Below are 13,834 nucleotides of genomic sequence, written 5' to 3'. Positions count from 1 at the left end.
CCACCAAAATTGAGCGGTTATTTTCCAGTGGCCGCACTAGAATGCGTTCACCGCATACCCGTCGATGGAATCGTGATGCCGCTTCGCTCCGTGCTCTACTCGCAACGCTCGCTGGCCGTAACACTGATCGCCCTGCTCGGCTGCGGTTTCCTGGCCACCTCACTGCTCAGCTACCACGCCTCCCGTGCCTCGATCCGCGACGGCATCATCAATACCGAACTGCCGTTGACGTCCGACACGGTCTACTCGGAAATCCAGAAGGATCTGGTCAGGCCCATCCTGATCTCCTCGATGATGGCCCGCGACACCTTCCTGCGCGACTGGGTCATGGCGGGTGAACGCGACCCACAGCAGATGACCCGCTACCTCAACGAGGTCATGACCCACTACGGTGCCTACACGGCCTTCTTCGTCTCCAACAGCAACCTGACCTACTACCAGGCCAAGGGCGTGCTCAAGAGCGTGCGTATCAACGAACCTCGCGACCTCTGGTACTTCCGTGTCAGGGACATGAAGGAACCCTACGAGATCAACGTCGACCCGGACATGGCCAACCATGACAGCCTGACGTTCTTCATCAACTACAAGGTCTTCGACTACCAGGAGAACTTCATCGGCGCGGCCGGGGTCGGCCTGACGGTGGACGCCGTGATCAAGCTGATCGACAAGTACCAGCAGCGCTACCAGCGCGGCGTATATTTCGTCGACAACTTCGGTCGCCTGGTACTGACCGGTGCCGATGGTGGGCCAGAGGGTGCCCGGGTCGGCCAGTCGCTGAACAATATCGAGAGCCTGAAGAACCTGCAGGCCCAGTTGCCCAAGCCACACGATGGCAGCTACGAGTACACCGAGCCGGACGGCAAGAAACACTTCCTCAATGTGCGCTTCATCCCGGAGCTGAACTGGTACCTGTTCGTCGACAAGCGCGAAGACGGTGCCCTGAGCGGCATTCGCCAGTCGCTGTACCTGAACCTGCTGATCTGCCTGGTGGTGACACTCATAGTATTGGTGCTGCTCAACCGCGTGGTGCATCGCTACCAGCGCAAGATCCAGGCCCTGGCCACGCTGGACAGCCTCACCGGCCTGCCCAACCGCCGCGGCTTCGACCTGCTGGCGGCCCAGGCCCTCAACGAGGCCCAGCGTGAACCCAAGCCCCTGACCGCCCTGCTGCTGGACCTGGACCACTTCAAGCAGCTCAACGACAACCACGGCCACCTGGCCGGCGATGTGGTGCTCAGCGGCTTCGCCCGCAACCTGGAGAGCTGCCTGCGCCAGTCGGACATCATCTGCCGCTGGGGTGGCGAGGAATTCATCGTCCTGCTCAAGGACACCGACAGCGCCCATGCCCTGTCGATCGCCGAGAAGATTCGCCAGCACATCGAACAGCAACGCTACGGCTACAACGGCAAGAGCCTGCAACTGACCGTCAGCATCGGCCTGACGTCGCTGCGCGCCGATGATACCCTGCACAGCCTGCTGGCCCGCGCCGACCAGGCGTTGTACCGGGCCAAGCAGAGTGGCCGCAACCGTGTCTGCAGCGACCTGGCGGTCCCCGCCCATGCCTGACCCCGGCCTCTGCCCAGCCTGCGGCGCACGCAACGACTGCACCCTGGCCGACCCGCGCACCGTGGACCGGCCCTGCTGGTGCTACAGCGTCAGCATCGACCCGGCGGTACTCGAAGCGCTGCCCGCCGAACTGCGCAACACGGCCTGCCTGTGCCCACGCTGCGCCCAGGTGGATGAACAGCTGAAGCAGCCGCCGCCAGCATGACGTAGAATAGCGGCCCGTTTTCCCACGACCCTCCTGTCATGCGCCTGGACCGTTTCCTCAGCAACCTGCCCCGCCTCAATCGCCAGCAGGTGCGCCTGCTGCTGGTGGAACGCCGGATCCGGGTCGACGGCCAGGCCATCGGCGACCCGCACCACGAGGTGCGCGAGTTCAGCCGGGTCGAAGTCGACGACGAGATCCTGCAGGCCGGCCGCCCGGCACGCTACTTCATGCTGCACAAGCCCCAGGGCTGTGTCAGCGCGACCCGCGATCCACAACACCGCACCGTACTCGACCTGCTCCAGGAGCCGGAGGTCGAGGACCTGCACATTGCCGGGCGCCTGGACTTCAACACCACCGGCCTGATGCTGCTGACCAACGACGGCCAGTGGTCCAGGCGACTGACCCAGCCGCAGGCCAAGCTGCCCAAGGTCTACTACGTGGAAACCGAGCAGGAGATCGGCCCGCAGTACGCCGAGACGTTCGCCAGGGGCCTGTACTTCGCCTTCGAGGACCTCACCACCCAGCCTGCCGACCTGCAACTGCTGGGGCCGCGCAGCGCCCGGTTGAGCATCGTCGAAGGCCGCTATCACCAGGTCAAAAGGATGTTCGGCCATTTCGACAACAAGGTCCTGCGCCTGCACCGCGAACGCATGGGCCCGCTGGTGCTCGACGACACCCTCGCCCCCGGAGAGTACCGTCCGCTGACGCGCGACGAAATCATCCGCGTCTGAGTCACATACCGTTGAGCAGAAGTGAGCCGCTTATGCCAAATCGCTCCTTGCGCAATCGCCGGTCCGCTGCTTGAATCAGACCGTCAGCCAAAAAATGACTGACAGGTCACATCCTAGCTAAAAAAACTTTTTGTCGGCGCCAGGGCTTGCCAGCCTTGGCTTTCCGGCTGATTGCCCGCCTATAACAACACCCGCCGGCCAGCGTTTCACAGGACCGGCATGGGCTGAAAATTCCAGGCAAATGCCTACCTGTCATATATCTCGTGCACAGTCAGTTGCGCGCATACCCGCTTGCCAGGAGTCTTTGACATGACGCCAGAAATCGCTGTGTTGGATATACAGGGTCAGTATCGGGTTTACACGGAGTTCTATCGCGCGGATGCCGCGGAAAAGACCATCATCCTGGTCAACGGCTCGATGGCCACCACTGCGTCATTTGCACAGACCGTGAAGAACCTGCACCCGCAGTACAACGTCGTGTGCTACGACCAGCCCTACGCGGGCCGGTCCCGGGCCCACAACCACCACGAGAAGATGCTCACCCGGGCCGTCGAGGCGCAGATCCTGCTGGAACTGATCGACCACTTCGCCGCCGAGCACGTGATGTCGTTCTCCTGGGGCGGCGCGGCGACCCTGGTTGCGCTGGCCGAACAGCCGCGGCGCATCGAGAAGGCGGTGATCTGCTCCTTCTCGCCGGTGATCAACGAACCGATGCGCGACTACCTGGAGCGTGGCATCAAGCATCTGGGCGCCTGTGACCGCGCCGAGGTCGGCCAGTTGGTCAACAGCACCATCGGCAAGCACCTGCCCTCGCTGTTCAAGCGCTTCAACTACCGCCATGTCAGCAGCCTGGCCGAACATGAGTACGGCCAGATGCACTTTCATGTCCGCGAAGTGCTGGAGAGCGACCGCCCGGGCTGCCTGAAAATTGCGAGCAGGATCCACGTACCGGTCCTCTTCGTGAACGGCGAGTGGGACGAATACACCACGCCCGAGGATGCCCGGCAATTCGGCAAGCATGTCCGGCAGAGCCATTTCCGCACCATCGCAACGGCTGGGCATTTCCTCGACATGGAGCACAAGTCCGCCTGCCAGGACACGCGCCGGGTCCTGCTCGACTTCCTCAAGCCCAGCCACCAGGAAAGCCGGGCGCGCTACTACCGATACGTCCAGGAGCACCATGCACGAGCCATGTGAGCAGGCCAGGTCACGGGCAACGGTCTACCAGCAGGAACCCTCCGGCCAGTAGCCGTTTGCCCACGATCAGCCTCGGCGCGAGACACGCCTGGAAGATCCGCTAAAACACAGATTTTCAAAGAAAAACTTCAATTGCGCGGCAACATCTGGTACAAAGTGGCCACCCGAGCGGGTGTCATGAGATGGCATCACTCCAGCGCTCCGGAATGACAACTGACGTTCTCATTCGGACCCGCCGCTTCGGTGAGCAAAGAGAGATGTAAAAAGCGGGTATAGTTTAGTGGTAAAACGAAAGCTTCCCAAGCTTTAGTTGAGGGTTCGATTCCCTCTACCCGCTCCAGATCGCATCAGGTCCGACGTTGCCCGCAGTGGCGACGAAGACATGAAAACCGGCCCAAGAGGCCGGTTTTTTTATGCCTGAAAAACGACCCGCCACCCGTTCGACGAATGTGTTCAGTGCACCCCCGCCCCCCGCTTCATCCCGTACATCGCCTCGTCCGCATGTTTGAACAGCTGCTGCGCCTCCTCGCCGTTCTCCGGGTACAAGGCAATACCGATGCTCGGCATGATGCTCAGCTCGCACTCGTCCCAGACCATCGGCTCGTTGAGCAGCCGACGAATCTTGTCGGCGACCTGCGCGGCCGCGTCCCCCAGGTGCAACTGCTCCAGCAGGATGACGAACTCATCGCCACCGATCCGCGCCACGGTGTCGGTTTCACGCACGCACTGCTGCAATCGGCGAGCGACCTCCTGTAGCAGCAGGTCGCCGACCGCATGACCGAAGTTGTCGTTGACCTGCTTGAACTTGTCCAGGTCGACATACAGCAGCGCCAACCGCCCCTGTTCCCGACGTGCCCTGCCCAGCGCGGCCTTGAGGCGCTCCTGCAGGAACCCGCGGTTGGGCAAGTGGGTCAGTTGGTCGTAACGCGCCATGTACTGCAGGCGCGCATGCAACTGCTTGCGCTCGATGGCTGCGGCCACCTGGGCCGAAACGAACTGCAGCAGGTCCTGGTCGTGCCCGGTATAGCGTTCGCCACCCGAACTCTTGGCCAGCAGCGCGCCGATGATGCCGTTCTGCGAAGACAGCGGCACCCCCAGGCAGGGCGCTTCGGCTTCGTTGTGCAGCAGTGGCTGGCCGCTGCGCACGATCTGTGCACAGTGGCCGTCGACATTACCGGGCGCACGACGGTCATCCATGTGATAGGGAAAACTCAACTGGTCCCGCGCACCGTCGTACAGCGCCACGCAGAAACTCTGCGCCGGCAGCCATTCACCGACGATCTGGTGCACCCGCTGGAACAGCGCCAGCAGGTCTTCGGTCGCGTGAGCGGCCTCGGAAATCGCGTAGAGCGCCGCCTGCTTGGCCTCGGCCAGCTTTAGGGCGGTGATATCCCGGGCGACGGCGATGCGCAACCGATCGACCTCGGACCAGCGGGCCGACCACATGATATGGACCACCTGGCCGTCCTTGCGCACGTAGCGGTTCTCAAAGTGCGGCTTGGGCTCGCCGGCCATGATCTGCGCGGCGGCCTTGAGGGTCCGCTCACGGTCGGCGGGCAGGACCAGCTCGATCATCGATGTGCCGACCAGCTCTTCTGCGGTATAGCCGAAAATCCGCTCGCAGGCCGCACTGACAAAAACGAAGCGTCCCTCGACATCGACGGCGCAAACGGCATCGAGCAGCAGGTCGAAGAAGCTGGAGACGGGTGTGACAGTTCTACTTTCCATCAGGAAGACATCGCTAGAAGAATTGAGCGTCAGCATCTATCCCTTGGAAAACCACAGCGTCCTGCCCCCCGACTATCGATCAGGATAGCGTATGGCGCGCCCCCGCCAAGAAAACCGGGAGAATCAGTCCCGTTCCATAGCCGGTTGGCTGGAGTCTATCCCAAGGTCGCCCCGGGGCAATACCCTCAAATGCGGATGAATCAGCTCCGCCGGTCCAGTACGTTCGCCACCAGGCGGTCAACCCAACCCCAGATCCGTTGCTTGACCCGACGCCACAGCGGCCGCTTCTTCCAGTCGGCGAGACTGACCGGCTGGCTGAGCTCGAAGTCACTGGCGAAGCTGGCCGCCACTGCCGCGGTCAGGGAGGGGTCCAGTGCCTCAAGGTTGGCCTCGAGGTTGAAGCGCAGGTTCCAGTGATCGAAGTTGCAGGAACCGATGCTGACCCAGTCATCGACCAGCACCATCTTCAGATGCAGGAAGCACGGCTGGTACTCGAAGATCCGCACCCCGGCCCTGAGCAGGCGCGGGTAGTAACGATGGCCGGCATACCGCACCGACGGATGATCGGTGCGCGGCCCGGTCAGCAACAGCCGTACATCCACGCCCCGCAAGGCAGCCCGGCGCAGCGAACGCCGGACCTTCCAGGTCGGCAGGAAATACGGGGTCGCCAGCCAGATACGCTGGCTGCCGCTGTTCAGCGCACGCACCAGGGACTGCAGGATGTCACGGTGCTGACGGGCATCGGCATAGGCCACGCGCCCCAGGCCCTGCCCCGCCGGCGGAAACCTCGGCAGGCGCGGCAGCCCGAAGTGGGCGACAGGCTTCCAGGCCGTGCGCTGTTCGTTGGCCAGCCACTGGCGATCGAACAGCAGCTGCCAGTCGAGCACCAACGGGCCCTGGATCTGCACCATTACCTCATGCCATTCGAAGCGGTCGTCACTCGGGGTCCAGAACTCATCGGTGACCCCCGTGCCGCCCACCACCGCCAGGGCGCTGTCCACCAGCAGCAGCTTGCGGTGGTCGCGATACAGGTTGCGCAAGCCGCGCCGCCAGCGCAGGCGGTTGTAGAAGCGCAGCTCGACACCTGCTTCAAGCAGGCGCCGGCGCAGGCCCAGGGTAAAGGCCAGGCTGCCATAATCATCGAACAGGCAGCGCACCCGCACTCCCCGCTCGGCGGCTTGTACCAGCGCCTGGACCATGGCCTCGGCGCACTCGCCGGCCTCGACCAGGTACAGCTCGAGCTCGACCCGGGACTCGGCCCTGGCGATCGCCACCAGCATGCGCGGGAAAAACGCCGGCCCGTCGATCAACAGCTCGAAAGCGTTGTCGCTGCGCCAGGGGAAGATCGCGCCAGGCATGTTCAGCGCGCCGTGAAAATCAGCACCGCACCCACCGGCACCGACAGGCTGATGGCCGAGAGGCCGGCGAGCTTGCGCAGTTCCGCCAGCCCGGGCAGCAGGCCGAAGTCCTCGGCATGCACCACCAGCGGCTCCAGGGTCACGACCTGGAAGCGCCGGTCATCGAGGCGGGTCGCCAGCAGTTCGGCGTTGTAGCTGTGCTCCTTGCCGTGCAGGCGCACCACCAGCGGCAGACGCAGCTCCAGCTGGGCGCCCGGGGCCAGATCATTGATCGGCTGGACGTTGATCTGCGCGGTGACCTGCGCCTCGGGATACTGCCTGATGTCGAACAACTCACGCCGCAGCCGCTCATCACGCAGCGGGATGCCGGTACTGACCGACTCCAGTTCGACATCGAGGGTTGCCACCCCCTGGCGATCGATCTTGCCGTGCAGGGTCAGGAAACGATGGACCTCGGAGATATCGGCATTCTTGGTGCTGACGAACGACAGGCGCGAGGACTCATTGTCCAGGTACCAGTTGGCGTGGGCCGGCAAGGCCAGCGCCCCGAGCAGGGCCAGGAAAAGGCGGGACCGGTGCATGCAAGCTCCTGATTGAACGTAGGCGCCACCTTACCCGGCCACGCAGGCGCGAGCAAACACCGCTCAGGGTTGCAGGCGGCAGCCCTCACGCTCGCTCACCCACACCGCCGTGGCCTCGCGCCCAAGGCCCTCGACACTGACCTGGCGCTGGCGTGGGTCGTCGAGCAGGCGGCTGACCGGCACCGACTGCTTCACATAACCCTGGCAATAGTCGGCGCTGTTGTTCATCACGTACCGGCAGGAGCAGTACTCCTTGGCGGTATAGGCGCTGATGATCCGGGGAAACACGCGCAGGGCCACCCGCTCATTCCAGACCCAGGCCAGCAACGCCAGCAGCAACAACGCCAGCAGGCTGATGAATGGGTGACGACGAACGAAACCGACGGACTTCATGGTTGCACCTTGGGGCCGAAGGCCGTCATGGCCAGCTTGAGCAGTTCGTTGTGACGGTAACTGCCATCGCGATCATCGCCGTAGCGCACGATCACCAGCCCGGCGCTGGGGATGACATACAGCGCCTGCCCCCAGTGCCCGAGGGCGGCGAAGGTGTCGGCAGGCGCATCCGGCCACGGCTTGCGCGCACCGTCGATCGAACGGTTGAGCCACCACTGTCCGCCCCCTACCGCCTCATCCTGCCCTGGCTTGTAGCCGGCAAACGCCCGCCGGTTGAAGTCGACCCAGGCCCTGGGCAGCAACTGCCGGTCCTGCCAACGGCCGTTGCGCTCCATCAGCAGGCCGATGCGCGCCAGGTCGCGAGCCTTCAGGTAGGCATAGGATGAAGCGACGAAGGTGCCACTGCCATCGCGTTCCCAGACTGCCCCCCGAATACCCAGCGGATCGAACAGCGCGGTCCACGGATAGTCCGGGTAGCGCTGGCTGCCGACGATACCGCGCAGGGCCGCCGCCAAGGCATTGCTATCGCCACTGGAATAACGGAAGGAGCGGCCGGGCGGCGCGTCTTCGCCCTGCCCGGCCGTATAGCCGGCCATATCGGCATGGCCCAGGGTGTATAACATCGCCACCACCGAGGAGTTCAGCGGGGCATATTCATAGTCCTCCTGCCAGGCGACACCGGACGACCAGTTCAGCAGATGTTCCAGGGTGACCCCAGGGTGCGCCTGGAACGCAGGGTAGAACTTCGCCACCGGGTCATGCAGCTGGAACAGGCCCTGGCCATAGGCGACGCCCAGGACCGTGGCCATGATGCTCTTGCTGATCGACCAGGTCAGGTGCGGCGTATCGCGCTGGGTCGGTCCGGCATAACGCTCATAGACCACCTGGCCGTGCTGGATCACCAGCAAGGCATCGGTGCGCACCCCCTTGCGGGTCGCGTCATCACGCTGCGGGAAAGCATAGGCCTGCAAGGCTTCGACAGCCGGGCCGGTCGCCTGCGGCCCTGGTGACCATTCGGCGCCGGGCCAGCTCTCGGCGCGGGAGGTGGAAGTGACAAGCAGCAGGAAAACCGCCAGGAAGGTCGAACCCTTGGGCATTGGGCGAACTCTGAAAAATAGCTTTCGAGCAGTCTAACGGGACTTGATGACAGTTGCGCTCAGCCGCGCCCCAGCGCCTTCGCCAGGCGTCGGGCACGCGCGCCTGCGGCGATGTCCAGCACCCCGCGATCGCGCAGCCACATCTCCCGCCACTCCTCGGGCCCCTGGGCAAAGGCCAGCTCCAGCTCGGCCTTGAGCCCATCGAACTGGGCAAACAGCCCGCCCAGCACGATATGCCCTGCCGCCGAAGCCGGGCTCTGCCGGCTGGCTTCGGACAATCCGGCCAACAGTCCCAGCAGGCGCAATTGCAGAGGCTGCGGCCAACCGCAGTCCTGGCCGACACCGAGCAGCCAGGCGGCCAATGCGCTGAGGACATAGATGTCCTCAAGGGTGCGGAACGGCTTGACGTAGGCATCCCAGCCATCACCGGCCAGGCGCTCGCAGGCCGCCTGGTCGAAGTGCACCCGTCCATGTGCGATGTCCGGCATCAGCGGCAGTACCGGCAGGCTCTCCAGCTGGATGCCGGGCTCGCCCGGATAGACGATCACCAGGCTCAAACGCGGCGACTCACCGGCCTCCTCGCTGCGCGCGGCGACCAGCAGCCAGTCGGCGGCATGGCCGGCGGTGACGAAGTCCTTGCGCCCGCACAGCCGCAAGCCTTCAACACGCGTCTGCAGGTCGGCCGGACGCAGGCTGCGCTGCTCGGTGGCGCACAAGGCACCGAGGCTGGCCGGTGCACTGGGCCACAACATCCGCAAGGCCGCCTGGTACCCGACCAGGAACGCCAGGCCGGGCGAGGCCATGACATGCCCGCCCCGTACCGCCAGTTCGAACGGTGTCACCGTGCCCAGTGTGTCGAGCAACTGCGCGTAACCCTCCGCCAGGTCGGCGGGTGCAGGCTGGCGTTGCGGCGGTTCGATCAGAAAGGACCAAGGCATGGCGGGCTCCTGGGGGGCTGTCATATAAGCATCACCAAAGCTTCATGGCGATGACACCGGGGCTACATAGCCTGACTTTGCACAACAAAGTCGACTGGCCGCAACCCTGGCCGGCAACCGGAGACGCGTCATGACTCAGATCGCCCGCATCAGCGACACCGGCAATGAACGCCGCCTGCAAGCCGAACGCCTGTTGGGCGCCGCGGCCTTGCAAGAAGCCCAGGCCTTGCGCTTCAACGTTTTCAGCGGCGAATTCAATGCCAAGCTGAAAGGCGCCGAGCTCGGCCTGGACATGGATGATTATGATGTGCACTGCAGCCACATTGGCGTGCGCGACCTGAACAGCGGCCGCCTGGTGGCGACCACCCGGCTGCTCGACCACAAGGCCGCCAGCACCCTGGGGCGTTTCTACAGTGAAGAGGAATTCAGCCTGCATGGCCTCGGCCACCTGCAAGGCCCGATCCTGGAAATCGGCCGCACCTGCGTCGACCCGGCCTACCGTAACGGCGGCACCATCGCCGTGCTCTGGGGCGAACTGGCCGAAGTGCTCAACGAAGGCGGCTACAGCTACCTGATGGGTTGCGCCAGCATCCCGATGCAGGATGGCGGCGTCCAGGCCCAGGCGATCATGCAGCGCCTGCGTGAACGCTACCTGAGCACCGAGCACCTGCGTGCCGAACCGAAGAAACCGCTGCCGAACCTGGACATCCCCGGCAACGTCATCGCCGAAATGCCACCGCTGCTCAAGGCCTACATGCGCCTGGGCGCGAAGATCTGCGGCGAACCGTGCTGGGACGAAGACTTCCAGGTCGCCGATGTGTTCATCCTGCTCAAGCGCGACGAGCTGTGCCCGCGTTATGCCCGGCACTTCAAGGCGGCGGTGTAATGAGCCGGTTGCGGGTTTACGGGCGAATCGCCCGGGTCCTGCTGGTGGTCGCGCTCGGCTTGAGCATGGCCAGCGTGTTCGGCGCCTTCGAGCGCCTGGGGATCGCCAACTCGATGGCCCGCCGGCAACGCTGGTCACGGTTCTTCATGGCCCGCCTGGGCAATGCCCTGCCCTTTCGCGTGACGGTGCGCGGCAACCTGCCGACGCAACCGATGCTGTGGATCAGCAACCATGTGTCCTGGACCGACATTGCCCTGCTCGGCGCCCTGACACCGCTGTCCTTCCTGTCCAAGGCCGAAGTGCGTACCTGGCCGGTGGCGGGCTGGCTGGCAGCGAAGGCCGGCAGCCTGTTCATCCGGCGTGGCTCGGGTGACAGCCAACTGGTACGCAAGCAGATGACCCGTCATCTGGAACAGGCCTACCCGCTGTTGATGTTCCCCGAAGGCACCACCACCGATGGCCGCTCGCTGCGCACCTTCCATGGCCGCCTGCTGTCGGCGGCCATCGATGCGGACGTGTCGCTGCAACCGGTGGCGATCCGCTACACCCGCGATGGGCAACCGGACACGCTGGCGCCCTTCATCGGTGACGATGACCTGCTGTCACATTTGATGCGCCTGTTCTCCAACGACCAGGGCGATGTCGAAATCCAGCTGCTGCAGCCAATCCCGTGCAATGGCCAGGAACGTGCGGCCCTGGCGTTCCAGGCCCAGCAGGCGGTACAGATGGCGCTGTTCGGCGAGGCAGCCGAGGTGAAACGTCCGGCGCCACGCCCCGTGGTCACCGGCGAGGCGGAAGCCGCCTGACTGTTTGACGTAGTCGAAGACGTTTTCGCTGGCGTGACACCCGCCGTCCCGAGAACGCTGATCAACCTGTAGGAGCCGGCGGTGCGGCGATCCGCCTGCGCCTACAGGATCGTGTCGATCCGACGCTCCCGCGCAAAGACCTGCAACTGCGGATAGAACAGTCGGAAATCCTCGCTCAACGGTTCGTACAACGACTCCAGCTCCTCCATGGCATGGGCCATTTCCTCCGGTCGCGACAGGCGCCGGGCAATCCCCAGGAACGCCCGCTCCAGCGATTCGAAGCGCCGGTAGGAACCCAGCCAATCACCCGCCGCCATGTGTGGCGCGACCTCTGCCAGGCGTTCCGGCAGGTTGGGCTCATCCGCCAGTACGCGGTAGACCCCGGCGGTAAAACTGTCCAGCGGCCCCTCGGCATACAGGGCCCAGTCCCGTGCCAGGCAGTGGTCGAAGAAGATGTCCAGGACGATACCGGCAAACCGCCGGCGGGTCCGTTCGAAGCGCGATAGCGCCTGGCCCACCAGCGGATGGCTGTCGGTGAACACATCGATCTGGCGATGCAGCTGGATAGCCGCCTCGATCGAAGGCGTGAATTGCCCTTCCACCCGACCTTTGACGAAGTCGCCATAGAGGCTGCCGAGCAGTTGTTCCGGGTGGTGCCCACCCAGGTGAAGATGCGCGAGATAGTTCATGCCCGCCAGCTTAACACCTTGCGACCCCATATCGTTATAACCCGATATAGCGATTTACTCGGTATCCAGAGCAAAATCATATTGGTGTATCGCGAAATAGCGATTTATATTTCGCCCCATCGCGATATACCGTTTTATTCCCCCAGAGACACCGCCATGACCATCGACCTCGACGAAATAATAAAAGCGCTGGCACACCCAGTACGCCGAGACATCCTCCACTGGCTGAAAGACCCGAAGGCCCAGTTCCCCGACCAGTTGCACAACCATGAGTACGGTATCTGCGCCGGGCAGATCGACCAGCGCTGCGGCCTGTCGCAGTCGACCGTCTCGGCGCACCTGGCGACGTTGCAGCGGGCCGGCCTGATCAGCAGCCAGAAGGCCGGTCAGTGGCACTTCTTCAAACGCAACGAGGAAACCATCCAGGCGTTCCTCCGCATCATGAGCCAAGAGCTCTAAAGGACCGCAGACGATGCCCCTCCCACTACTCATCCTGGCCCTGAGCGCCTTTGCCATCGGCACCACCGAGTTCGTCATCATGGGCCTGCTGCCCGATGTGGCGACCGACCTCGGCGTCTCGATCCCCGGTGCCGGCTGGCTGGTGACTGGCTACGCCCTGGGCGTGGCGATCGGTGCACCCTTCATGGCCATGGCCACTTCGCGGCTGCCACGCAAGGCGGCCCTGGTGGTGCTGATGGGCATTTTCATTGTCGGCAACCTGCTGTGTGCCGTCGCCAGCGACTACAACGTGCTGATGCTGGCGCGGATCATCACCGCCCTGTGCCACGGTGCCTTCTTCGGCATCGGCTCGGTCGTGGCGGCCAACCTGGTGGCACCGGACAAGCGCGCCTCGGCCGTGGCCCTGATGTTCACCGGCCTGACCCTGGCCAACGTACTCGGCGTGCCGCTGGGTACCGCCCTGGGCCAACAGGCCGGCTGGCGCTCGACCTTCTGGGCGGTGACCGTCATCGGCGTGATCGCGCTGATCGGCCTGGTCCGCTTCCTGCCGGTCAGGCACGACGAGGAAAAACTCGACATGCGCGCCGAACTTGGCGCACTCAAGGGCGCCGGCCTGTGGCTGTCGCTGAGCATGACGGCGCTGTTCTCCGCCGCCGTGTTCGCCCTGTTCACCTACATCGCGCCGCTGCTCGGCGAAGTCACCGGCGTTTCGCCACGGGGCGTGACCTGGACCCTCGTGCTGATGGGCCTGGGCCTGACCGTCGGCAACATCATTGGCGGCAAGCTGGCGGACCGCAACCTGGCCGCGACGCTGATCGGCGTATTCATTGCCATGGCCGTGCTGGCGACCGTGCTGACCTGGAGCAGCGTGCTGGTCATCCCCGCCGAGATCACCCTGTTCCTCTGGGCCACCGCCTGCTTCGCCGCCGTCCCGGCCCTGCAGATCAACGTGGTGACCTACGGCCAGGCCGCACCCAACCTGGTCTCGACCCTGAACATCGGCGCCTTCAACGTCGGCAACGCCTTAGGGGCCTGGGTCGGCGGTAGCGTCATCGCCCATGGCCTGGGCCTCACCAGCGTGCCCCTGGCCGCCGGCGCACTGGCGGTGCTCGCACTGCTGGTTACCCTGATCACCTTTCGCCAGAACGACAACGCCGGGCTGGCTCCCGTTAGCAACTAATCATCAAGAGGGTTGTACAC

General features: G+C 64.3%; 15 protein-coding genes and 1 tRNA gene. 9 read left to right on the top strand and 7 right to left on the bottom strand.

Annotation, left to right across the window (positions count from 1 at the left end; genetic code table 11):
• Positions 1 to 75: 75 nt before the first annotated feature.
• The 5 genes from HU752_RS07820 (at position 76) to HU752_RS07800 (ending at position 4,039) form a co-directional block, all read left to right on the top strand.
• On the top strand, positions 76 to 1,566 hold the full coding sequence (locus HU752_RS07820) for a sensor domain-containing diguanylate cyclase (protein ID WP_186688389.1): 1,491 nt from the start codon (positions 76 to 78) through the stop codon (positions 1,564 to 1,566).
• Positions 1,559 to 1,771, top strand: a complete 213-nt coding sequence (locus HU752_RS07815) for a cysteine-rich CWC family protein (RefSeq protein WP_186688391.1) — start codon at positions 1,559 to 1,561, stop codon at positions 1,769 to 1,771. Before HU752_RS07820 ends, HU752_RS07815 begins: the two co-directional genes overlap by 8 nt.
• Before the next feature lie 38 nt (positions 1,772 to 1,809).
• Positions 1,810 to 2,502, top strand: a complete 693-nt coding sequence (locus tag HU752_RS07810) for a pseudouridine synthase (protein WP_186688393.1) — start codon at positions 1,810 to 1,812, stop codon at positions 2,500 to 2,502.
• A 309-nt stretch (positions 2,503 to 2,811) separates the two neighbouring features.
• On the top strand, positions 2,812 to 3,699 hold the full coding sequence (locus HU752_RS07805) for an alpha/beta fold hydrolase (protein ID WP_186688395.1): 888 nt from the start codon (positions 2,812 to 2,814) through the stop codon (positions 3,697 to 3,699).
• 266 nt (positions 3,700 to 3,965) lie between these two features.
• Positions 3,966 to 4,039 (top strand) — tRNA-Gly (locus tag HU752_RS07800).
• 113 nt (positions 4,040 to 4,152) lie between these two features.
• Here the strand turns inward: HU752_RS07800 and HU752_RS07795 are convergent.
• The 6 genes from HU752_RS07795 to HU752_RS07770 all read right to left on the bottom strand — a co-directional run bounded on the left by HU752_RS07795 (position 4,153) and on the right by HU752_RS07770 (position 9,794).
• A complete protein-coding gene (locus tag HU752_RS07795; RefSeq protein ID WP_186688409.1) occupies positions 4,153 to 5,427 on the bottom strand; it encodes a GGDEF domain-containing protein in 1,275 nt (424 codons plus the stop codon).
• Positions 5,428 to 5,627: 200 nt separating this feature from the next.
• Positions 5,628 to 6,785 carry a phospholipase D-like domain-containing protein gene (locus HU752_RS07790; protein ID WP_186688412.1) on the bottom strand — a complete coding sequence of 386 codons (1,158 nt, stop codon included), beginning with the start codon at positions 6,783 to 6,785 and terminating at the stop codon, positions 5,628 to 5,630.
• Positions 6,786 to 6,787: 2 nt separating this feature from the next.
• Positions 6,788 to 7,366 carry a YceI family protein gene (locus HU752_RS07785; protein ID WP_186688414.1) on the bottom strand — a complete coding sequence of 193 codons (579 nt, stop codon included), beginning with the start codon at positions 7,364 to 7,366 and terminating at the stop codon, positions 6,788 to 6,790.
• 63 nt (positions 7,367 to 7,429) lie between these two features.
• Positions 7,430 to 7,759 (bottom strand): amidase, encoded by a 330-nt coding sequence (locus tag HU752_RS07780; protein ID WP_186688417.1) that lies wholly within the window; start codon positions 7,757 to 7,759, stop codon positions 7,430 to 7,432.
• The gene (locus tag HU752_RS07775; RefSeq protein WP_186688419.1) at positions 7,756 to 8,856 is read right to left on the bottom strand and encodes a serine hydrolase domain-containing protein; all 1,101 of its coding nucleotides are present in this window, start codon (positions 8,854 to 8,856) and stop codon (positions 7,756 to 7,758) included. Before HU752_RS07775 ends, HU752_RS07780 begins: the two co-directional genes overlap by 4 nt.
• Before the next feature lie 59 nt (positions 8,857 to 8,915).
• Complete coding sequence (locus HU752_RS07770) at positions 8,916 to 9,794, bottom strand: acyl-CoA dehydrogenase family protein (RefSeq protein WP_186688421.1); 879 nt, start codon at positions 9,792 to 9,794, stop codon at positions 8,916 to 8,918.
• A 130-nt stretch (positions 9,795 to 9,924) separates the two neighbouring features.
• On the opposite strand from HU752_RS07770, the gene olsB reads away from it, so the two are divergent.
• Together olsB and HU752_RS07760 are read left to right on the top strand one after the other, a co-directional pair.
• Complete coding sequence (gene olsB / locus HU752_RS07765; protein ID WP_186688423.1) at positions 9,925 to 10,680, top strand: L-ornithine N(alpha)-acyltransferase; 756 nt, start codon at positions 9,925 to 9,927, stop codon at positions 10,678 to 10,680.
• On the top strand, positions 10,680 to 11,486 hold the full coding sequence (locus HU752_RS07760) for a lysophospholipid acyltransferase family protein (protein WP_186688426.1): 807 nt from the start codon (positions 10,680 to 10,682) through the stop codon (positions 11,484 to 11,486). The genes olsB and HU752_RS07760 overlap by 1 nt, the downstream gene beginning before the upstream one ends.
• 101 nt (positions 11,487 to 11,587) lie before the next feature.
• Here the strand turns inward: HU752_RS07760 and HU752_RS07755 are convergent, their stop codons facing one another.
• Positions 11,588 to 12,175, bottom strand: a complete 588-nt coding sequence (locus HU752_RS07755) for an acyl carrier protein phosphodiesterase (protein ID WP_186688428.1) — start codon at positions 12,173 to 12,175, stop codon at positions 11,588 to 11,590.
• Positions 12,176 to 12,331: 156 nt separating this feature from the next.
• On the opposite strand from HU752_RS07755, the gene HU752_RS07750 reads away from it, so the two are divergent.
• Positions 12,332 to 12,634: an ArsR/SmtB family transcription factor gene (locus tag HU752_RS07750; protein ID WP_186688430.1), complete on the top strand. Its 303-nt coding sequence runs from the start codon at positions 12,332 to 12,334 to the stop codon at positions 12,632 to 12,634.
• A gap of 13 nt (positions 12,635 to 12,647) precedes the next feature.
• Positions 12,648 to 13,814, top strand: coding sequence for an MFS transporter (locus HU752_RS07745; RefSeq protein WP_186688432.1), 1,167 nt, complete (start codon positions 12,648 to 12,650; stop codon positions 13,812 to 13,814).
• Positions 13,815 to 13,834 lie beyond the last annotated feature (20 nt).

This window comes from Pseudomonas vanderleydeniana (assembly GCF_014268755.2).
Classification (GTDB): Bacteria; Pseudomonadota; Gammaproteobacteria; order Pseudomonadales; family Pseudomonadaceae; genus Aquipseudomonas; species Aquipseudomonas vanderleydeniana.
This window is presented reverse-complemented; position numbering and strand designations above follow the sequence as displayed.

Coding starts and splice junctions, on each gene's coding strand:
- HU752_RS07820 (WP_186688389.1), top strand. CDS start 76: ATGCCGCTTCGCTCCGTGCTCTACTCGCAACGCTCGCTGGCCGTAACA.
- HU752_RS07815 (WP_186688391.1), top strand. CDS start 1,559: ATGCCTGACCCCGGCCTCTGCCCAGCCTGCGGCGCACGCAACGACTGC.
- HU752_RS07810 (WP_186688393.1), top strand. CDS start 1,810: ATGCGCCTGGACCGTTTCCTCAGCAACCTGCCCCGCCTCAATCGCCAG.
- HU752_RS07805 (WP_186688395.1), top strand. CDS start 2,812: ATGACGCCAGAAATCGCTGTGTTGGATATACAGGGTCAGTATCGGGTT.
- HU752_RS07795 (WP_186688409.1), bottom strand. CDS start 5,427: ATGGAAAGTAGAACTGTCACACCCGTCTCCAGCTTCTTCGACCTGCTG.
- HU752_RS07790 (WP_186688412.1), bottom strand. CDS start 6,785: ATGCCTGGCGCGATCTTCCCCTGGCGCAGCGACAACGCTTTCGAGCTG.
- HU752_RS07785 (WP_186688414.1), bottom strand. CDS start 7,366: ATGCACCGGTCCCGCCTTTTCCTGGCCCTGCTCGGGGCGCTGGCCTTG.
- HU752_RS07780 (WP_186688417.1), bottom strand. CDS start 7,759: ATGAAGTCCGTCGGTTTCGTTCGTCGTCACCCATTCATCAGCCTGCTG.
- HU752_RS07775 (WP_186688419.1), bottom strand. CDS start 8,856: ATGCCCAAGGGTTCGACCTTCCTGGCGGTTTTCCTGCTGCTTGTCACT.
- HU752_RS07770 (WP_186688421.1), bottom strand. CDS start 9,794: ATGCCTTGGTCCTTTCTGATCGAACCGCCGCAACGCCAGCCTGCACCC.
- olsB (WP_186688423.1), top strand. CDS start 9,925: ATGACTCAGATCGCCCGCATCAGCGACACCGGCAATGAACGCCGCCTG.
- HU752_RS07760 (WP_186688426.1), top strand. CDS start 10,680: ATGAGCCGGTTGCGGGTTTACGGGCGAATCGCCCGGGTCCTGCTGGTG.
- HU752_RS07755 (WP_186688428.1), bottom strand. CDS start 12,175: ATGAACTATCTCGCGCATCTTCACCTGGGTGGGCACCACCCGGAACAA.
- HU752_RS07750 (WP_186688430.1), top strand. CDS start 12,332: ATGACCATCGACCTCGACGAAATAATAAAAGCGCTGGCACACCCAGTA.
- HU752_RS07745 (WP_186688432.1), top strand. CDS start 12,648: ATGCCCCTCCCACTACTCATCCTGGCCCTGAGCGCCTTTGCCATCGGC.